17 protein-coding genes are annotated in these 20,580 nt (G+C 61.8%); 7 read left to right on the top strand and 10 right to left on the bottom strand.

Features of this window, described 5'->3' with window-relative positions:
• Positions 1–78: 78 nt before the first annotated feature.
• The 8 genes from LMTR3_RS03485 to LMTR3_RS03450 form a co-directional block, all read right to left on the bottom strand.
• On the bottom strand, positions 79–1,842 hold the full coding sequence (locus LMTR3_RS03485; RefSeq protein WP_065743707.1) for an adenylate/guanylate cyclase domain-containing protein: 1,764 nt from the start codon (positions 1,840–1,842) through the stop codon (positions 79–81).
• A gap of 130 nt (positions 1,843–1,972) precedes the next feature.
• Complete coding sequence (mdoH, locus tag LMTR3_RS03480) at positions 1,973–4,117, bottom strand: glucans biosynthesis glucosyltransferase MdoH (RefSeq protein ID WP_065743706.1); 2,145 nt, start codon at positions 4,115–4,117, stop codon at positions 1,973–1,975.
• Positions 4,105–5,613: a glucan biosynthesis protein G gene (locus tag LMTR3_RS03475; protein WP_065743705.1), complete on the bottom strand. Its 1,509-nt coding sequence runs from the start codon at positions 5,611–5,613 to the stop codon at positions 4,105–4,107. Before LMTR3_RS03475 ends, mdoH begins: the two co-directional genes overlap by 13 nt.
• Before the next feature lie 120 nt (positions 5,614–5,733).
• Complete coding sequence (locus tag LMTR3_RS03470) at positions 5,734–6,207, bottom strand: hypothetical protein (protein ID WP_065743704.1); 474 nt, start codon at positions 6,205–6,207, stop codon at positions 5,734–5,736.
• Between the two features lie 187 nt (positions 6,208–6,394).
• Positions 6,395–7,861, bottom strand: a complete 1,467-nt coding sequence (locus LMTR3_RS03465; protein WP_245319724.1) for an MBL fold metallo-hydrolase — start codon at positions 7,859–7,861, stop codon at positions 6,395–6,397.
• The gene (locus LMTR3_RS03460) at positions 7,774–9,732 is read right to left on the bottom strand and encodes a S8 family peptidase (RefSeq protein ID WP_065743702.1); all 1,959 of its coding nucleotides are present in this window, start codon (positions 9,730–9,732) and stop codon (positions 7,774–7,776) included. Before LMTR3_RS03460 ends, LMTR3_RS03465 begins: the two co-directional genes overlap by 88 nt.
• A 3-nt stretch (positions 9,733–9,735) precedes the next feature.
• The gene (locus LMTR3_RS03455; protein WP_065743701.1) at positions 9,736–10,872 is read right to left on the bottom strand and encodes a patatin-like phospholipase family protein; all 1,137 of its coding nucleotides are present in this window, start codon (positions 10,870–10,872) and stop codon (positions 9,736–9,738) included.
• 442 nt (positions 10,873–11,314) lie between these two features.
• On the bottom strand, positions 11,315–13,039 hold the full coding sequence (locus LMTR3_RS03450) for an FAD-dependent oxidoreductase (protein WP_065743700.1): 1,725 nt from the start codon (positions 13,037–13,039) through the stop codon (positions 11,315–11,317).
• Positions 13,040–13,548: 509 nt separating this feature from the next.
• On the opposite strand from LMTR3_RS03450, the gene LMTR3_RS03440 reads away from it, so the two are divergent.
• Positions 13,549–14,076, top strand: coding sequence for a hypothetical protein (locus tag LMTR3_RS03440; protein WP_141686453.1), 528 nt, complete (start codon positions 13,549–13,551; stop codon positions 14,074–14,076).
• Positions 14,077–14,228: 152 nt separating this feature from the next.
• Here the strand turns inward: LMTR3_RS03440 and LMTR3_RS03435 are convergent, their stop codons facing one another.
• A complete protein-coding gene (locus tag LMTR3_RS03435) occupies positions 14,229–14,837 on the bottom strand; it encodes a TetR/AcrR family transcriptional regulator (protein WP_065743829.1) in 609 nt (202 codons plus the stop codon).
• A 102-nt stretch (positions 14,838–14,939) separates the two neighbouring features.
• Here LMTR3_RS03435 and LMTR3_RS03430 point away from each other — a divergent pair, with 102 nt between their 5' ends.
• The 6 genes from LMTR3_RS03430 (at position 14,940) to LMTR3_RS03405 (ending at position 19,419) form a co-directional block, all read left to right on the top strand.
• On the top strand, positions 14,940–15,635 hold the full coding sequence (locus LMTR3_RS03430) for a PspA/IM30 family protein (protein WP_065743697.1): 696 nt from the start codon (positions 14,940–14,942) through the stop codon (positions 15,633–15,635).
• A gap of 44 nt (positions 15,636–15,679) precedes the next feature.
• Positions 15,680–15,955 (top strand): YiaA/YiaB family inner membrane protein, encoded by a 276-nt coding sequence (locus LMTR3_RS03425; RefSeq protein WP_057841492.1) that lies wholly within the window; start codon positions 15,680–15,682, stop codon positions 15,953–15,955.
• Positions 15,956–16,158: 203 nt separating this feature from the next.
• Entirely contained in the window at positions 16,159–16,521 is a 363-nt protein-coding gene (locus LMTR3_RS38865; RefSeq protein ID WP_065743696.1) for a hypothetical protein, read from the top strand.
• A 345-nt stretch (positions 16,522–16,866) separates the two neighbouring features.
• On the top strand, positions 16,867–17,907 hold the full coding sequence (locus tag LMTR3_RS03415; protein ID WP_502686598.1) for a hypothetical protein: 1,041 nt from the start codon (positions 16,867–16,869) through the stop codon (positions 17,905–17,907).
• Between the two features lie 11 nt (positions 17,908–17,918).
• On the top strand, positions 17,919–19,118 hold the full coding sequence (locus tag LMTR3_RS03410; protein WP_065743695.1) for a hypothetical protein: 1,200 nt from the start codon (positions 17,919–17,921) through the stop codon (positions 19,116–19,118).
• A gap of 94 nt (positions 19,119–19,212) precedes the next feature.
• Positions 19,213–19,419, top strand: a complete 207-nt coding sequence (locus LMTR3_RS03405) for a hypothetical protein (RefSeq protein ID WP_065743694.1) — start codon at positions 19,213–19,215, stop codon at positions 19,417–19,419.
• Between the two features lie 218 nt (positions 19,420–19,637).
• On the opposite strand, the gene LMTR3_RS03400 is transcribed toward LMTR3_RS03405, so the two are convergent.
• Entirely contained in the window at positions 19,638–20,489 is an 852-nt protein-coding gene (locus LMTR3_RS03400; RefSeq protein WP_065743827.1) for an SDR family NAD(P)-dependent oxidoreductase, read from the bottom strand.
• Positions 20,490–20,580 lie beyond the last annotated feature (91 nt).

The raw sequence follows: 20,580 nt of genomic DNA, 5'->3' as shown, positions 1-20,580 counted from the left end.
GGACTGCCAACCGCAAGCAAGCAGTCGTCGGTTTCTCGATAGCACCGCCATCACATTGTGACCTGACCGTTGCCAATCTCACGCCGGTAACCCCGCCTTGAGCAGGCCGGCCTCGTGACGCGCCCGATCGGCTTCCTGCTTGTAGTGCTGGGTTGCGAGATAGCCGGCCACCGAGAAACCCGGTTCAAGCTTGATGACCTCTGCGGCATGCGCGCCGGCCGCAACGGCGTCGCCCATCTGCGCGAAGATGGCGGCGAGGAAGGCGTGATGGGTGAAGTCGGGCCGCGTGATCCGCGCGAACGCCTCTGCGGCTTCGGCAAATTTCTCCGCGCAATAATACGCGCGACCGAGGTGGCTCCAGAAGCGCTCGGGGTGGAACGGGTTGAGGCGCATTGCCTTCCTGATCCAGTCGATCCCTTCTTCCGGCCGCCCCAGCCAGGTCAGAAACTCGCCCTGCTGCACTACGACGATATCGTAGTTGGGATTGAGCGCGAGTGCCCGCTCCTGATGGTAGGCCGCCCTGTCATGATCGTCGCGCGTCAGGTTCACCGCGGCCAGGATGCGGTGAACGTCGCTGTCATTGTCATCGAGCGCCAGCGCAATCTGCAACTCGTCAGCCACCTGCTGGAAGGTGGCGTCGCGATCTTCGCACCATCCGTAGACCCAGGTCTGGCCCAGCACGCACGCCTTCCAGGCGTGGGCATGCGCATAATTCGGATCGAGCGCGATGGCGCGATCGAGCAGGATCTGGGCCTGCGCATTGTCTTCACGCCGTGAGCGGTGGTGCAGGACTTTGGCGGCGAGTACGCATTCATAGGCTGCCATGTTGTCCGGCCGCTTGCGCTTCGCCCGTTCCTGCGTGGCGGCCTCGACGCGGCCGGGAAGCGTGGCAACGATCGCCCCGGTCACCTCGTCCTGGATGGCGAAGATATCCTCGAGCTTGCGATCATAGCGTTCGGCCCAGACATGCCGGTCGGTTTGCGCGTCGATCAACTGCACGGTGACACGGACGCGATCGCCGACCTTGCGTACGCTGCCCTCCAGGACATATTCGACGCCGAGTTCGCGTGCGACCTCCTGCACCTTTACGGCTTTGCCCTTGTGCACGAAGGTCGAGTTCCGCGAGATGACGAGAAGGTCGCGGAAGCGCGACAGTTCGGTGATGATGTCCTCGGTGAGGCCGTCGGCAAAGAATTCCTGCTCCGGATCACCGCTCATGTTGACCAGCGGCAGCACAGCGATGGACGGCTTTCTGGTAACGGACGTCGCCGCCGAGCTATCCTTGCCACTCTCGGCCGCTGCGGTTGCTGGCTCAAGCCGCACCCGAAAGACGTGGATCGGGCGGCTGATATTCTTGACGCTCTGCTCGCCGAGATCCTCAAATGCGATCTCGTCGAGCCGATCACCGACTTGATCGCGCACCGCCCCCGAGACGCATATGCCGCCCGGCTCGGCGAGCACCTCGAGCCGCGCCGCGACATTGACGCCGTCGCCAAAAATGTCGTTTTCCTCGATGATGACGTCGCCCAGATTGATGCCGATGCGGAACTGAATCCATCGCGCCGGCGACACGTCGGCATTGCGCCGCATCATCCTGCGCTGGACTTCGGCGGCGCACAGCACTGCGTCGGCAACACTGTGGAATTCGACCAGCAGGCCATCGCCGGTAGTCTTGATAATGCGACCGCGATTCTTGGCGATGGCCGGATCAATGAGTTCAAGCCGATGGGTCTTCAGGCGTGCGAGCGTCCCTGCCTCGTCGACCTCCATCAGCCGGCTAAAACCGACCATATCGGCGGCAAGGATTGCTGCGAGCCTTCGCTCGGGTCCGGGCGCTTCCATTTTTTCGCCTCGCTGGCAGGCAGTCTAGCAGATTTGCAGTGCCGGCCAAGACGGGACGGCCGCCAGCCTCATCCCAGTCGATCACCCACTCTGGATTGCAAAGATGAGGTAAATTTCGAGGGAGTTCGTCTCACGCTCGATGATCGGGCAACGCCAACAGGCCGGTAAGAACCGCCGGCGCATTGAGCACTGCGAACTTCTCGCGCGGGCTCAGAAACCCCGCGGCCTCCTCGAACGTTTCGGCATCTTCGATCTTCGCGCGCGCGATCGCGAGATGCGGATCGACGTCGCCGCGCTTCCGCAGCTTTTGTCCGGAGAGGTTGTTCAGGTGTGCTTCGAGCAGGCGAGCATCGTCGAGCAATTCGCGCAGCGGGCAGGGGAGCGACGAATGCGGCGCGCTCGCGAGCTGGTTGGCGCGTGCCAGCACCGGCGGCGGCGCCGTCTGCTCGGGGGTCCTGAACAATCCGGACCTGCGGTTCGCACCCGGCGACGACGACAGCATCGCGATCGGAACGGAGAGCAACAGACCGAGGATCACCGGCGTCATCCACAGCAGCAACGACAGCGAGACGGCGTAGGCGCTGATGGCCATGGCGATGCCAATCAATGTCGGCACCGAATAGGTGCTGACGATGTCGCGCTGCGCGACCGCGCCATCGTCCCGGCGCTGAACCTGCCATCCTGCGTCGCGCCCGAACAGGATTTCGCCGACAGCGGACGACTGGAAGATCATCATGACAGGCGCGGTCAAACCGGAAAGGATTGTCTCGGCACCGATGCCGCCAAGCACCAGCAGGCCGCCGCCGAACTTCCTGCGCGTGTCGCGATCGGCAAGGAGCACGATGAAGGCCAGCAGCTTCGGCACGATCAGCATTCCCATCGTGCCTGCAAATACCCATGCTGCCAGGACCGGATCCTGCGCCGGCCATTGCGGAAACAACGAATATCCTTTCGGAAAATATTCGGGCCGTACGAACTGTGCTTGCAACGAGACCAGGATTCCGAAAACAAGAAAGATCAGCCAGAGCGGCGCGGTGAGATATGACCCGATCCCCGTCAGCAGATGAAGCCGCGAGACCCAGTGAAAGCCGCGGGTCGGCAGCAGCGCCAGATGCTGCAGATTGCCCTGGCACCAGCGACGGTCACGCGCGGCAAAATCTGAAAGCGTGGGCGGAGATTCCTCGTAACTGCCGCGGAGCGCCGGCGCCATGTGGATGGCCCAGCCGCCGCGCCGCATCAGCGCCGCTTCGATGAAGTCATGGCTCATGATATGCCCGCCGAACGGCTTGCGTCCGCTGAGTTCGGGGAGGCCTGCATGTTGTGCAAAGGCGCGGACGCGAATGATGGCGTTGTGGCCCCAATAATTGCCTTCCGAGCCATGCCACCATGCGATCCCCGCGGCCAGCATCGGACCGTACAGGCGGCCTGCGAACTGCTGCCAGCGCGCGAACAGCGATCTTGCATTGACGATGACCGGTAGCGTCTGAATCAGCGCGGCCTTCGGATGCGCCTCCATCGCGGCAACGAGCCGAACGATGCTGTCGCCCGTCATCAAGCTGTCGGCGTCCAGGATCAGCATGCATTCATACTTGGAGCCGAATCGCCTGACCCACTCCTCGATATTGCCCGACTTGCGCGCGGTGTTCTGAGGGCGGTGGCGATAGAAGATTGCTGCGGTGCTGCCGACGTCCTGCCGGAGCTTGAGAAAACATTTTTCCTCGGCGATCCAGATCGCGGTGTCGGTGGTGTCGCTCAGCACGAACCAGTCGAACTGCGCGCCGTGTCCGGTCTGCTCCACCGATTCGTAGATCGCGCGCAATCTCGCCAGCACGCGATAGGGGTCCTCATTATAGGTCGGCAGCAGCATCGCGGTGCGGCTGTGGATCGCGGGCAGAGGCGCACTGGCGTCGATGCCGAGCTCATCCTTCCTTCTCATCAGCAGCACGAAGAAACCGCCAAGGGCCGACATAAAGGAGAAGGCGATCCATGCAAACAGCAGCACGAACAGCGCAAGGATGATGGACTCCAGCACCGTGACACCACCGACCCGGAGCACCCGGTGCATCTCATAACAGCCTGCCGCAGTCAGGATCGCGGTGCCGGTCAGAACGAAGGCGCGCCGGATCCACATCGGCGCAAAATCGGGCGCTGGCGGCGGCTCGAACCGCCGCAACGCCTGCACCGTCATATCCGTCGGCGATTCCGGAGGAAGGAAATCGGTCGGAGGAATATCCCGCCTTCCGGGCGAGCCGCCGGCTTTCGTCAAGGTGTCCATCGATAAACCCAGACCTCCGATACCGCCTCTTCGTTCTGCATGAGCGATGCGCGGAGTTCGACCGGGGTCTTTTCCTTCAACAACTCGAAGCTCAATCGCCAGCCGCCTGTCGCCGGGTTTGGCTGGGTAACGATGTTCTGGATCTTCGCCTTCTCGGCCGTCACGACACCGCGCAAGCTTTTCGGATCGACCGATTTCAGCCGCTCGCCGGTCACGTCGAGCACGAAGAGCGTAGCGTTGTCGCCTCGTGTGCCGATCCCGGTCCGGGAAAATCGCGCCAGTGAGGCTGGCTTTGGAGTATCCGGCCCCCAGTGCAAACGATAGGTGTAGGTGTGTTCGCCCTTGGCCGGCAACGCCGCTTTGGGGCGCCAGAACAATGCGATGTTGTCGTGAATCTCTTCCTTGGTCGGGATTTCCAGCAGCTTCACCTCGCCTTCGCCCCAATCGCCGATCGGCTCCGCCCACAGGCTTGGCCGGCGCTCGAAATTCGATTCCAGGTCCTGGTAGGCGGAAAAATCCTTCTGGCGCTGCATCAGGCCGAAGCCGCGTGGGTTGAGGTCACCAAACGAGGACACTTGCAGATCCCTCGGATTATGCAATGGCCGCCAAAGCTCCTCGCCCCGGCCGTTGAAAATCGCAAGCCCGTCCGAATCGTGAACCGAGGGGCGGAAATCCTCGACATCCTTGCGGTCGTTCGGTCCGAAGAAGAACATGCTGGTCATCGGCGCAAGGCCGGCATGAGTCAGATCGACGCGCGGATAGATCGCCATGTCAACATCGAACACGGTGGTGTCGCCCGGGCGGATGGTGAAACGATAGGCTGCTGCCGCGCTCTCGCTGTCGAGCAGCGCATGCACGACGATGGAATTGGCGTCGGCCGACGGCTTCTCGAGCCAGAACGTCTTGAAGAATGGAAACTCCTCGCCCTTGGCTTCGCCGGTGTTGATCGACAGGCCGCGTGCCGAAAGGCCGAAGAGTTGCCCTTTGGCTAATGCGCGGAAATAACTTGCGCCGAGAAAGACGCAGACCTCGTCATAATAGTCGGGCTTGTTGATCGGCGCATGAAGCCGAAAGCCGGCAAAGCCGAGATCGACCGCAGGGCCGGGCGGCGCCAGATCGCCGAACGAAAACAGGTCGGGCTGGTAGGGGATGATCGACGCCTGGCCGTTCTTCACCTCGAAGATGTCGACGCGGTTCTTGTAGTTGAATCCGCGATGGAAGAACTGCGCCTCGAAGGGCAGTTTTTCGCCGCGCCATAGCGCGCGGTTCGGCAAGAACCGGATCGCCCGATACTGGTCGTAATTGAGATTTGCGAGATTGTCGGGCAGCTTCTCGCTTGGCGCCTTGTAGGGTTTGCCTGCGAGGTCGCGCGCCATTTGCCGGACGATGGATCGATCGAACGGCGCAGGCTGGGCGTGGGCGGCGGGCAAAAGCCCGGGCGCTATGCCGGTTGCCAATGGTAATGCGGAAACAGCGAGGAAATCCCTGCGATTCACGAAACAACCTCGCGGTTACTGATGCGGACCATCGGCAACGCAGTGCGTATCGGACGGTTCCCCGCGCCGGAATAGAACTGCTGTTTTTTCCCGATTGCTTAAGATGCGGTCACGAGCGCGTTAGCTTCGCAGCGTATGGCTTATCCGCGTGACTACGTTGTCCCACTGGCGTTTTTCGGAGACGGGATAATTGATCAGCACGCAGTTCAGGGTGCCGTTGCCGCGGTTGCAACGGTTGTACCAGATCCGGTCCTTGCGAATGCTGGACACCGCGAAGAAATCAGGCGTGATCCGTTTATAGGTGATGCCCGCAGGCGGTCGCATCTTGGCCAGGAACGTGGCGGGCGAATCGTTCTGCGGATTGGGAACGGACTGCACCGTCAGGTCGGCGCGGCGGTCATCGGTGAAAAAGCGTCGTCCTGTACCGCCTTCCGGCGGTCCGGCGTCGATGGTGAAAATCGAGACCGGCATGTCGATGCTGGTCCCGGTGCTCGCGATCACGTATCGCCGCCATTCGGCGTCGCCGGCGAAAGCGAGGACGGGAGCAAAGATTGCGGCGATGGCGAGGGCGGCGGCGAGGAGCTGCGCGCGCATGGAACGATCTCCGGTTGGATCAGAACACAATCGAATCGATCGACGTTCGTTCCACCGCATCGCCGGCTGGTCCAAATCTCGCCTGCGATATCCCGTTCCGCTGTGTGGCCAAACCTCGGGTTCTGACACCGGCGCAGCCGGAACGGTGTTAGCCGCCAGCTTCATCACTCGGGCCGTGGTGGGCGGGTCAATTGGCCAGCGCCGGCCAGGAAGCCGCTAGCGGATCGCCCAGGTCGATAATATGCGGCTTCTTTTTGTCGACAATCCTGAGTTTCCCCTTGAACTGTGGATTGGCATCGAAAAGCGCCAGCAGACCGTGATCTTGCGCCGACCATTCCTCGCGCACCGTACCTTTTCCGCTCTTCTTCTTGCGCGCGATCTGCTTGTTGCGCTCCTTGTTCCAATCCTCCTCGCGCAGCTGGTCTATTTCCTTCAATGGATACGTCAGGTGTATCTGGTAGTCGCCATCCTTGCGCGCCTTCAGCAGCATCTCGAGGCTTTCGCGTTCGGGATTGCCGTGTTCGCCGTCGCCCGAGAACACATAATGCTTCGCGATGATGCGCTCGAAGAAATCCTTGTCGAGATTATTGGAACTTCCGTGATGCGGCACCTTGAGAAGATCGACTTCGATCTTTGTGCCGTCGTCCTTGTCGAGCTTGCCCGCCAGTTGCAGCCCTTTGAGAATCTTGTCGCCCCTCGCATCCCCGGTCAGCAACATTCGCCTCTTGTCTACCTCCACGAGCACCACGATGCTCGACAAATTGGGAACGGATTTGTCGACATAGGCCGCGAGAGCCTCTTCGGGCGTCTTTCCTTGCTTCTTGAGATCCTCAAGCCATTTCTGATGGTCCTTGTGCAGCGCCTCAATCTCTTCAAGCATGGGACCGATGACGGTGACGTCCAGCGAATTGGCTATCCTGGTCGGCGCCTTGCCTTGTGGCGCGGCGATGAGCTTCCCCCCGAACTCGGCGTTGCGCCCATAGCCGAGCCGATCGGCATCCCTTCTCAGCCGAAAGCCCTGCGCGATGCTGGCGAGCACCTTCAGGGAACTTCCAACCACTTCCGCGTCCGCGGCGTCATTGCCTCCGGGATTCTGGTCGATGAAGATATCTTCCACGCTTTCGACCTTTTCGTCGGACAGCTCGACTGCTCCGGTGCTGGCCTCCGTCTTGAATGTCGCGTTCACTTTCGCCGTCAATTCCGCTGGCTGACCGCCGATAATATCGTCAAAGCTGTTGTGCCACAGGCTGAACACATTCAGCAGACGCGGCTTGTGCGCCTCCACATTGGCGATTTCTTCCCTGGTGAAATCCAGAATTCCCTGGATATGATCGTCGTCCACATGACTGACCATCAGCACGTCGATCGGTAGCGGATCGTTCTTCTTGATTTTGCGCGCCTCGCGGATTTCCATCAATCTCGGCTTGAGATGCGGCGCATAGACGGACCTGGGTCCGCCGTCGATCATGATGAGCCCGGGCTCCTGCTTGGTGCCGAAGTGCAGCAGCAGGCAATCGCCCTTGCGTGCCCGCCGGACGTCCAGACTGAAAATCATGGGTAGCCTCCTCAAATACTCTGAAAAGCCCTGAGCACATCCAATAGCCCGCTGCCCTGGAAGCTGCGCTCGCGGCCGAGGTCGGTCGCGGTTTCGCACAATATCTTCTTGACCTTGCGCGGCTGCTTGATGAATTCCGGATATCGCGCCATCAGCATCGCCGCAGCGCCGCTGACATGCGGAGCGGCCATGCTCGTTCCGTCGAGGTCGCCCCAGCCGTCCCGGAACGGACCATGGATGCGCTCGCCCGGCGCGACCAGATCGGGCTTCAATCTTCCATCCCCGGTCGGACCACGGCTCGAGAAAAAGCTGACACCGTAGGTATGCGGCAGCGATCGATGCGTCGATCCGACCGTAATCACGCCGTCCGCATTTCCGGGATCGGTGATGCTGAACGCGGCATAGCTTTCGAACGCACCATCGGTAGTCGTAAAGCTCTGAAATCCGTAGTTTCCGGCGGCCGCGACCACTACCACGCCACTTTCGACCAGATGCTCGCACTCCTCGCAAATCGGCGTTCGGCCGCAGGCGTAGTTCCGCACATCGTGCTTGATCGAAAGACTGAGGTTTGCGCCGTGAATTGAAATATAGTCGTGGCGCTCGTTCAGATGCCTGATGTACTGCAAGGCGGCGATAATCGCGAATTCGGTGTCTTTCTCGTCGCTGTTTCGCGAAAGGACCCTGAAGTCGTAGAGCCGGATATCGGGACACATCCCGTCGATCCTGTCGTCTTCCGCAATGGCCTTGGTTCGCTTTTGAGGTGCCCTGGCGCCAATGATGCCGGCGACGTGCGTGCCGTGATCGCTTACCGATGGGCGCGTGTCGATTTTGATTTCGATGAACGGTTCGACCAGCTCCCAATGAATCGGGCGTTGCGCCCTTGCATCCCTGGACAATTGAACGAGGTTCGAGATCAGCTTGGCGCCGGCCTGCTTCAGTTTCTGCCCTTCGGGCAGTTTGTGCCCGTCCGGCAGAAGCTGCTTGAGCTTGCCCTCCTGTACTTCCGGATCTTCGTTTTCGTTGAAGATCCTGAGGTTGTCGAGGTTGACGATCTTGCGAAAGTTGCTGAAATCGAAACTGGCAACGACCCTGGATTCCTTCCCGGTCGCATCCTTGAAGCATGGGTGATCGCCCTGAATCCCGGAATCGATGACGGCCCACGCGATCTCTGCGCAATTGACCGTGAAGAGCAGGCGGGCGGCGTCCGCCTTGACTGAAGGCACGGATCGAGCGACGGCCATATCGGCGCGCCGATTGAGTGAAACCTGATAGACGAGCGAATCTTTCCATTGCTTGCGCCGGTTTGCGTCGTTCTGTTCTTGGCGATCGAGAATTTCGGAGAACAAATCGGTCAGCAGGCGCGCAATGTCGCCTTTTCCTGCCTTGATCGCGGCAGCCAGTTCCGCTGGTTTTGCATCTGGTCCGATCGTGGTGGTTTGGGCCGCCCAGAGAATAATGCCGGCGAGCGCGGCGTAGCGATCGAGTGCCGTCAGCATTCCGGCCGATTTCTTGATTGTCTTGGGATCGCTCCAGTGTGCCGCCATTTCCTGAACTGTATCCAGAACGGCGTTGATGCGTTGACTGCCGCTTGCGGCCTGCAGATAGACCGCCATATCGCCTTGAATGCGCGCGCTGCTCCACCAGCTCGTCGTCGGTACGATGACGCGCAGCACCTCGTCGAAGTACAGCCGTGCGGCGATTACACCCTGCAGATAGGCAATTTCTCGAGGCTCGCGACCACTCGCGTTATGCATCAGCCGATCGTGATCGACTTCGCCATCGATCCAGTTTGCGACGAGGCCTGCTGTATTCGTCTTGTACGGTGTGATCAGCAGCTCCTGCGGTCCAGCCTCGCTCGCATATGCAATCCAGACATCGCCCAAAATCGGCGAGTCCTGGAGCTGACGGCGATCACCGGTCGGTCCAAGCAGGATGTATTCGGCCAAGGTTCTCGGAATGAGCACCGTCATGGCTCAGACCTTTGATGCTGGAAAGGGAAATTTGTCAGGTTTTGGCAACGCAGGCTGGTAATGTTTCCGGATCGCGGCATCGCATACTGCATAGCCCCAATTGATCAATCGCTCCTGCAATTGATCGTCCATAGCTTGCAACCGGGTGGGCGTTTCGGCAAGCCGCATGGTCGCGTCGAACGGACAAGTCAGGGCGTCTGCCAGTCCGTAATCGAGAATGTTGGTCCGAATTCCCCAATAGGCTCCTGACCGAATATGTTGTTTGAAGGAATCGATCACCTGACGTTTCCGCAGGGATCGCACCTGGTTATCGACGAGATCGAACACGCGATAGGCGTGATTGCCCCAATCGGCTTTCGGGCTTTCTTCGGCCTGAAGCTTTCCGCCAGCGTCGCTCACCAGGATGGTGCGGTAGCGCTTCCAGGCGGTCTCCAGACCCAGGTTGTCGTAGACGCCGCCGTCCGAGAGAACGACGTTCGTTGTGAACGGAGGCCGCTGCAGGTCGGATCCCGACTTCGGCGTGAATGCGCTATCGTTCAGCTTGATCTCGACGGGAGACAGCACGGGCGGAAACGCGGAGGAAGCTGCAACAGCTTTCGACAGGCTGATGGTGGGCTTCAGGACCTCGCCGACCCGGTAGTCGCGCATGTACGGCTTCGTGAAGCGCCACAACGCGCCGGACTGCACGCTGGTCGCGTTGATGACAAAACTCGGCTTGTCCGGAAGATCCTGCAGCGTGGCCGAACCGAACAGGTGCTTCTCATACGCTGCAACGACACGGTCGCTCACGCGCCCGGGCAGGAGCAGGCCCAGGATGACGGCCTTGACGTCGATGGTCGTTCGCCCGAGCGCGCGCAGCGGCCCGACGAATTCCTGACGAAAGAGTTGCATGTCCGGGGTTTGGCTCCCGGTAAGCCTGTTCCATTTGAGGGCGAGCAGCCCCGCGGTGATCGAGCCGCCGGAGACGCTCGATATGCGTTTCACCTTCTGAAGGATACCTGTCTCATAGAGGCGCCAAAGCACGCCGATATGAAAAATCATCGCGCGATAGCCTCCGCCCGAAAGGCAGAGTGCAGTGCCGTCCTGCGGGCCACCCTCGGCCGCTTCACCGCCAATGGATTGTACGGGTTCGTCTACCATCGAAGCCTGCCCTTCGGGTTTTCGGGTCGCTAAAGTTTGATGCTATCGAAATGACGGCGCCGCGGGTGGTTGCCGCCTGCCATGCACTGCGATTCAATGTTGCATCGCCTGAATCACAAAGCGGGCAACGTGGCGCGGAATTCCGCGCGCGCATGCCCGATCGCTTGCCGGATGAGACCGCATGGCTGTGTGTACGTGGAAGGAGCATGAATTGCCTGCCACACTACCAACTGAAATGGTACGCGGTTGTATCTATAAAGAATAATTCTTTTAATTGAGCGCCATGAAATGTTGATTGTCAATGTGGTGTCGCACACATTCGTCCGGAATTTTTTTGCCGACACATGGAGCCGGCGCGTCCGACGTGTGCTGCAGCTCTGCTGCTGCGGGGGCTTCGATTGTCGCTGTGCCTTTTCTCATCAGACCCCGCCGGCAGGGCCGTTCATCGCGTGGCGGTCTCGGAAGCATTCGCCGCGATATGCTTGCCTGCGATGTATCCAAACGTCAGCGCGGGGCCCAGCGTGATACCGGCGCCGGGATAGTTGCCGCCCATGATGCTCGCCATGTCGTTGCCGGCGGCGTAGAGGCCGGTGATCGGCTGGCCGTGTTCGTCGAGCGCGCGGGCATGCGCATCGGTCTTGATGGCAGCATAGGTGCCGAGATCGCCGACCACCAGCTTGATCGCATAATACGGTCCGTCCTTGATCGGCGCGACGCAGGGGTTCGGCCCGTGCAGCGCATCGCCCTGGTAGCGGTTATAGGCGCGCGATCCCTTGCCGAAGGCAGGATCGCGCCCCTCCGCGGCCGAGGCGTTGAACTCGGCGACCGTCGCTTCGAGCCCCTGTCGATCGATGCCGGTTCTATCAGCCAGTTCTGCCAGCGTTGCGCCGCGCTTGAGGTAGCCGGTGGCGAGATGATGACGCAGCGGCATCGGAAACGGTGGCACGCAGCCGAGCCCGTATTTTCGCAGCGCGCGGTGATCGCACAGCAGGAACGCGGTGATCTCCTCGCCGGGCTTTGCAGCCTTCACCATCGCCTGCACGAAGTCATGATAGGAATTGCCTTCATTGGCAAAACGCCTGCCGTCGCGCATCACCGCAATGACGCCGGGTTTCGCGCGGTCGATGAAATGCGGCATCACGCCCTTGGAGCCGTCCTTGCGCTCGGTGATGGAGACCGGCACCCAGGCAGCCGCATTCGGCAGCGTTTCCTCGATGCGGCCGCCGGCGGTCTCCGCCAGCCGCAATCCGTCGCCGGTGTTGCCGACGGGGCCCGGCGAAAAATGCTCGGCGCCGGTGGGCGCGTGCGGAAACATCGTCTTGCGCCTCGCCGCATCATGCGGAAAGCCGCCGCAGGCGAGCACCACGCCGCGTTTGGCGATGATGCGCACCAGCTTGCCATGGCGCTCGACGATCGCGCCGCGCACCGTGCCATCCTCGACGATCAGTTCATGCACGGGCGAGGACAGCCACAACGGAATTTTCAGGTCAAACGCGGATTTTGCCAGCCGGCCGGCCAGCGCATTGCCGTTGGTCAAGGTCATGCCGCGGCCGTGGCGCATCACGTCCATCAAATGCTTCGACAAGCGTTTTGCGACGTAGACCGCCGAAGTCAGCGATTTGGTCGCCCGCATGAAATGGACGATCTCCTTGCCGGAGCCCAGCATCATGCCGAACACGGTGAGCTCGGGGAGGGGATTGCCGAGATCCTTGATATGCTCGCCCAGCTCGCGGCCATCGAACGGCCGCGTCACCATCGAGCGACCGCCCTGCGCACCGCCTGGGGCTTCCGCGTGGTAATCCGGAAAGGTCAACGGCATGTCGAACTGCACGGCCGTCTTGCCGGTGAAAAAGTCCACCGCCGCGGGACCGGCGGAGAGAAACGCATCGACGCGCGCGGCATCAAAACTGTTGCCGGCTTCGTGGCGGAGATAGGTCTTCGCCTGCTCCGGGCTTTCCTCGATGCCCCACGCCTTCGCCAGCGAAGTGCCGGGAATCCATAGCCAGCCGCCGGAGCGGGCAGTGGTGCCGCCGAAGCGCGGCTCCTTTTCGACGATGAGAACGTTGAGCCCGTGATGTCCCGCAGTGACCGCTGCCGACATTCCGGCACAGCCGGAGCCCACCACCAGCGCGTCGCATTCGTAATTCTCTTGTTCGTTGCCAGCCACGCGATCCGCCTCGTTTCTGTGTCTTGGGCAGACATTTGGGTTGGGATCGATTGGCCTGTCAATCGCGGGCGTTTCTTCCTTCTCCCCTTGTGGGAGAAGGTGGATCAATCGCGCGGAAAGCGCGATTGGGACGGATGCGGGGTCTATCTCCGCGGAGAGAACCCCTCATCCGGCGCTTCGCGCCACCTTCTCCCACAAGGGGAGAAGGAAGATGAGCGCCGCCGTGCATCCAGGGAAGGGCGGCCCCTCAAGTTGAGCGCTTGCCCCGACCGGGCATCGGCGGCACATTTGTCCGTGCGACATCAAGATCGCCAAGAAATCGCCAAGAACCAGTATCCGAGGAACCCTGATGGCGGCCACGCGGACGTGGCCGAGACGTTTCCGGTGCATGTCGAGGACAGCTACGTGATTGTGGAGGTGTAACCGATCGCGCTGCATCTCGGAGAGCCGCCCGCAGCGCGACATAACGGCTCGCACCTTTGGCTGAACTCCTTTCGCGGGAGGTGAATTTGACCCATCACATGTTGTGCCGTTCCCCGTTGAAGGTTCTCGCGTGGCTCGTCGGATTGTTGTGTCTGTCGGCGGCGGGAGCCGACGTCGCGCATGCCTGCGCGTGCGACTCAATCTCGCCTGGTCAGGGCTTCGCACGCACTCAATACGTCTTCACCGGCAGGGTGACGGAAGTGAAGGACCATACCTGGACCGTAGACGTCGATCGAGTTTGGAAGGGGGCCGACAAACTAGCCGCCCGCGTCAAGCTGCTGGATGTCTACAAGGACATGGATTGCGAATTTTACTTCGAGCCGGGCCGCGCCTACCTCTTCTTCGCAATCGTGGCGAAGAGCAGTCGCTATGTGTACTATCAACCCGAGGTGTGCAACTGGACCAGCGCATTGCGCTCGAAGCGCGTCGCCGGTCCGCACGGCGCGGTCTGGCTCGAAGATTTGATCGTCGAGAACTACGGCCCCGGCGAGCCTCCGAGAGGCGAGGATCCGTGGAAACGCCTACCGGAACACGACCGCGACGATCGAGACTGACCGTTACGTTACCCTCGAGATCTAGTGGCGGTTTGTAGGGTGGGCAAGGCGCACTTGCGCCGTGCCCACCATCTCTTCGGTTCTCAACAAGAATGGTGGGCACGCTGGCGCTTTGCCCACCCTACGATTCTCGAAGTGCAGCGACTTGAGTCTTAGTCGGCTTTCCCCGTCAGCCCATCGACCATCGCGCGCACGATGGTCGCAATCTCCTTGCGCAACGCCTCGACCGGCACCGCGATCAGCTTCTGCTCGAGCCCGAGCAGCACCATGCCGTGCACGGCAGAGAAAAGACTGCGTGCGGTCACGCCTAGTTCGCCCTGCGTTCGTTCTGGAAATAGCGTGGCAAGCGGCTGGTAGATATGGCGGAATAGATTCATCTGTTCGCTGATGGCCCAATCCGGCACCGGCTTGCCCGGCGCCATGCGGTGCTCGAACAGCGCGCGCCACAGTTCGAGATTTTCCGCGGCGAAATCGCAATAGGCGACCGCGATGCGGACCAGTGTCTCGCGAGGCGAGGCGGGTCCATCGGCTTCAGCAGCCGTGAGCGCGGCGTCGAGCCGAGCCAGCGTGCGCGACCCCACGCGCAGGATCAATTCGTCCACGTCTTCGACGAGATTGTAGACCGCGCCATTGGCGATGCTGATGTCCCGCGCCAGATCGCGTGTTTTCAGCCCCGCCAGACCCCCTGCGGCAATCCGTCGCTCCGCCGCTTCGATCAGGGATTCCCGGAGTTTAACTCGTCTTTCCAGTGCCTTAGACATCATTCTCCGATCTTGAGCGTCGCTCAAAATAATTCTTGAGCAATGCTCACGGCGCTGATAAAACCCTTTCATGAGCAATGCTCATAACACAGGGAGCTACCAATGTTCAAAACTGTTTTGACGCTTTTCCGGGGTAGCGTGGCTGCCGCGGGGGAAGAACTGGAAGACCGCACGGCGCTGCTCATTCTCGATCAGCAGATGCGCGATGCAGCCGCCGCGGTCGAACGTTCCAAGCGCTCGTTGGCGCTGGCGATCGCGGGCGACCAGCAGGAGGGGCGCCGTCTCGACGCCACCAACGCCCGCATCGCCGATCTCGAAGTTCGCGCCACCGCTGCGCTCGATGGCGGAAGGGAAGATCTCGCCCGCGAGGCGGCGCAGGCAATCGCCAATCTCGAGGCCGACCGCGATGCCGCGATGACCGCGCGGACGCTGTTTGCGTCTGAAATCACACGCATGAAGCGCCAGGTTGCCAACGCCGAGGCGCGGATTACCGAGCTCGATCGCGGCCGTCGCATCGCTCGCGCGTCGGAAGCGGTTCGCGCGCTCCGAAGGGGCGGCGTCGAAGCCGCGCGCCCTTACGAATCCACGCTGCCGGAAGCGGAGAACACGCTGAAGCGGCTGCGTGAGCGCCAGATCGAGGCCCAGGCCGCGGCCGACGCCTTGGTCGAACTCGATGCCGCCAGCGGTCCGCTGGCGACCGCCGAAAAGCTCGCCGAGCAGGGCTTTGGGCCACGCCTGAAATCAACCGCGGACGACGTGCTCGCGCGGTTGAACGCCAAACGCACGCAAGCTGCCTGAAACTGAACCCGATCGATTAAAACCCATATCAACAGGAGATTATCATGAACCAGAACGTCCAACCCCACAGCGGTGCCTGGGTTACCTTCACCTACGTTTCGTTTGCCGCCTCGGCCTTCATGGTCGCTGTCGGCGTGTTCTTCCTGCCGCTCGATCTCTGGATCAAGGGCTATCTCGCGATGGGTATCGTGATGCTCGTGCAGTCCTGCGTCACCCTGACCAAAACCGTGCGCGACATGCACGAGAGCGGCAAGCTGGTGAACCGCATCGAGGACGCCAAGGCCGAACGGCTGCTGATGGAAGTTTCCAAGGCTGCCTAGTTCCCAAGGCCGCGTAGCCTGTGGCGCGGTGCTGGCGAGGGCGGGCGGCGGATGTTTCGGCATCCGCCGTTCGCTTGTCCGCCTTCGCCCTCACCAGAAGCAGCAACTCGCTACCAGGCAAAGCAAACTGAAAGGGAATGTCCGTGCCTCCTCCTGAAAATGATGACGGCCGCGGGCATCCGACTTCGCTGCGAAGAGCGCTCGTGTTCGTGTTGCTGGGTCCCGTCCTCGGAACGCTCATAGCCTTTTCAGTTGTGGCCATTGCGATCCGTGGATACGCCGCCGACCTTTACGGCGTCCCGATAGCGTTTTTGTTCAGTCTGGTTGTATGTGCGATCACCGGCCCCGTTGACGGAGTTCTGGCTTGGGTTGTGCCTGTTTCCTCGAGGGCGCCTTTGACCGCGATCGTCGGGGCGGCCGTTGCCGTCGGCCTCGTCCTTTTCTTGGGAGCCCAACTGGGAGGCATGACGCTGCCGCTGCACACCCTGATTCCGATCGCAGTCATCGGGGCGCTTAATACAGGTGCGTGCTCGTTGCTCTCGCACCGTCGCAGCCGGACGACCTGACCCCGCAACGTCAGCCGTTCCCCGTCATGAATCATTTAATACGGCCGCTAAATGCATCGTTTACCCTTCCGCAACCTAAGACTGCATACCTCATAGGTCATTAACTGGCGCGAGCGCAGAAATCCCAAGCGGGCGAAGTCGAACAAATGGAATTCAGGCATCGTACCCTGTGGCGTGGTACTGACGAAGGCAGGCGGCGGATGCTTCGGTATCCGCCGTTTGCATATCATGTTGGGCGTTCGAGGCTTCAACGCATCGTTTACCTTGCCCCAACCGCGACGTGCCGCAATCATGCCTCCTTAACGGGCGGGGCGCACAAGTCCGGCCCGAATGCAAGCGGATCGCATGGCATCATTCTGGAGCGGCAATTCGGCGACACGTCGCGTTCTGGTGCAGGTCGGGTCCACCGCCGGCCGCCTGCGCGGTTACGCCGCATTTTGGCTGAAGGCACTGCGCCAGCCCACCATCGATCTCACCCTGCGCACCCATACCGGGCTGATCACGCGAATCGTCGAAGCCCCCGGCCTGTCGCTCTCCGAAGTCGAACTCGACGAGCTGGTCTCGCAACTGCGCGTCGTGGCGGCCAAGACACTGCCGAAGGAGAGCCTCACCTACGGAATATTCTCCGGCGAGCGCGAACGGCTGTCGCGCGCGATCGTCACGCTGATCTCGGAGGAAGCAACGGGCCGGCCGATTGCCTTCAACGCGCTGTCGGTCATGAAGGTCGAGCTCGATGGCGAGCCGGTGGAAGTAACGCATCTCGGCCTGGTCATGGTCGATCCCGATGAGCGGGGGCAAGGGCTCTCCTGGGTGCTGTATGGCCTGACGGCGCTCGTTCTGTTTGCCCGTGACGGACTGCGTCCGAAATGGATATCGAACGTCACCCAGGTGCCGTCGGTGGTCGGCATGGTCAGCCAGACCTTTTCGGATGTCTTTCCGTCGCCGCACCCGGATTCGCGCCAGAGCTTTGCGCATCTGCAAATGGCACGCGGCATCATGTCCCGTCATCGCTCCGTGTTCGGCGTGGGTGAGGACGCCGGCTTCGACGAGGCGCGCTTTGTTATCACCAATGCCTATACCGGCGGATCGGACGCGCTGAAGAAAACGTTCGAAGCCGCACCCAAACATCGCGACGAGCAATATAACGCCTGGTGCGCGCGTGAGCTCGATTATGCCAGGGGCGACGACGTCCTGCAGCTCGGTCGCATCGATCTCGCCGGCGCCCGCCGCTACATCCAGCGCGATGTGCCGGCTGGCTCATTGCCGGCGCTGCTCGCGGCCTCCGCCGTGCTGGCGTTGCAGCGGCTGATACTGCCGGTGGTTTACTGGCTCGACGACACGCGTCCGTTCGGCAGCTTGCGGCCTTGGCGAGGGAACGGCCGATGACACCAGGTGAAATGACATCTGGCATGATCGCCGATTCCATCGTCAATCTCTGCGGCGCGATCGGGCTTGGCGTCGCCATGATCACGCTGCACCGGCGCGATCCGAAGGGCCCGCTGACGCGGCGTCTTCTGGTCGCGCTTGGCATTATCGCGCTGCTGTTCCTGGTGCGGGGCACCGCGTGGTGGAGCGGCAGTGCAGGGCTCAACAACCTGTCGGCCATTCCGGCCGCGCTGATTCCGCTCGGCGCCTTGATCGTCACCGAAGGTATCCTGCGGCGTCATGCCCCGCGCCCGGCCAAGATCGCGCTTCTGAGCGGCGGCATCGCGCTCGGTCTTGCCGGCGCTGCCGGGTTGGAAACCCTCGCGATGCCCGCCGCCATCCTGCTCGCGTTGTTTCAGCTTGGTGGCTTCGCCATCTGCGCCTGGTTGCTGGCGACGCGCGACCGGGCGACGCTGATGGTATCGGAGAATCGCATCGTTAGCCGTCTTGCCGTTGGCGCCATCCTGGTCATTCCCTTCATCGTCACCGATTTCCGGGTGCTGTTTCCGGATATCCCGGTCAGGCTCGGGGCATTGGGAGCATTGCTCGTCGTTACCGCGATATTGATCGCGGAACGCGGCGCAGAGACGCAGCGTCAGGCGCTGATGATGACGGCATTGCGGCTGTCGAGTTCGGCGCTTCTCGGCATTGCCGCGGCGTTTGTCGCACCGGACGCCGATGCGGCGCAGGTCATGCGATTTTGCGCGATAGCGATCGCGGGCGTTCTCACCATCGGGCTGATGGTCGACGCGCTGCGCGCCCACTTCGAATCCCAGGTGCCCGGTGTTCTCAACTCCGTCGCAGCCTCGCCAGCCAGAACGCGCGACGCGCTGATCGCGGAACTCGCGCGTCATCCGATCTTCGAGAGTGCCCGGCGTTACCGGGAGAGCGAACTCTCGGGCTACGATCCGCAACTGCTGCGCGATTTTCTCTCGACCCGGCGGGTGCTGCGCCAGCCCGATGCGCCGTGGGGCCTGACATCGTCCGATCCGGCCGTCGAACGCGTGGTGTCGCTGCTGGCCGCCAACAGCGCAACGCACCTCATCGTGCTATCGCACGATCCGGTCGACGTCATCACACTAGCGGTTCCCGTGATTTCGGCCGATCCGGCCACCGAAACCGCGCTGGCCCTGCTCCGGCGCCTGCTGGCGCTGACGCCGGAGGCGACGTGAGTTTCAGTCCCACGATTTTTCACGCCCGGCTTACGAAACGCGTTGTGACTGTGATAAGACCGCCGCCGTAGCGAGTTCATGACGGGGCAGGCCAATGTCGAAGCAAGCGATGCGTGAGGAGGCCGAGCGCCTGATCCGCGAGACGATGGAAAGGAAGACCCTCGTCGTCAAGCAAGGACAGACCAGGATCGAGGCGGTCTGCGGCAAATGCGGCGCGCCGAACCGCGTTCAGGCCGAGAAGGGCGCGACCCGCGTCAAATACGCCTGCAAGCAATGCGGCGACAAGCAGGTAACGCTGTAGCGCTCGGTTTGTAGGGTGGGCAAAGGAGCGTAGCGACGTGCCCACCATTTTAATGCCGCGCGCGCGATGGTGGGCTTCTTCCTTCTCCCCTTGTGGGAGAAGGTGGCGCGGACGAAGTCCGTGCCGGATGAGGGGTTTCTATCCGCGGAGAGAACCCCTCACCCGTCTCGAATGAGCTTCGCTCATTCGATCCACCCTCTCCCACAAGGGGAGGGGACTCATCCCCCCTTCACAAACCTGGCGAAGGCCTCCGCATAATCCGGATGCCAGCGCGACAGTGCGGGGCGGTTCTCCACGATATCGCCAATCGCCCACAACATGCGCCGCTCGTCGAGTTGCCGTGGCACGTCATTGTCCGGACAGAGGATGTAGAAGTCGCCGGCGTCGATGCGTTCGATCATGAAATCGATCGTTTGCTCCGGCGTCCAGGCGCCGGGCGGCTTCTCGGTGCGGCCGCGCGCTGTCAGGGGAGTGAAGACGTGACCGGGGATCATCAGATGCGCACTGATCTTGCAGCCCGGCAGGTTCCGCAATTCGTGCTGCAGCGCCTCCGTCTGCGCTTTGATGCCGGCCTTCGAGACGTTGTAGGCGGGATTGCCGGGCGGCGTCGTGATGCCTTGCTTGGAGCCGGTGTTGATCACGATGCCGGGCCGCCCGCGTTCGACCATGTGAGGTACGAAAACTTGCGTGCCGTGAATGACGCCCCACAGGTTCACCGCGAGAATGCGCTGCCAGTTCTCCAGCGGACCAAAACTGTTGCTGTCGGGGCCAATGCCGGCATTGTTCATCAGGATGTCGGTGCCGCCGAACCGCTTTTGCACCGCGGCTTCCAGGCCCGCAACCTCATCGAAGCGGCTGACGTCGACCGATGCCGTCATGATGTCGGCCGCACCGCCCCTGGCGACGCCTGCCAGCCTGGCCGCGGCCTCGGCGAGGCGCTCGGCGCCGATGTCGGCGATGCACACCTTCATGCCGAAGCCGGCGAAACGCATCGCGGCGGCGAGCCCGATGCCGGAGGCGCCCCCGGTGATCACGGCAACATGATTTGGCGACATCGCGGGATGGGGCATCGTCATTCTCCGGATAGATGAGGGATGTATTCGCAGGCCGACACCTTAGACTACCATGAACGAACGGGCATGGGAGGTCTTCGCATCCGCC

The sequence above is a fragment of the Bradyrhizobium sp. LMTR 3 genome (genome assembly GCF_001693485.1).
GTDB lineage: Bacteria > Pseudomonadota > Alphaproteobacteria > Rhizobiales > Xanthobacteraceae > Bradyrhizobium.
The sequence above is the reverse complement of the archived record's forward strand: the minus strand, read 5'-3'. Positions and strand labels throughout refer to the sequence as shown.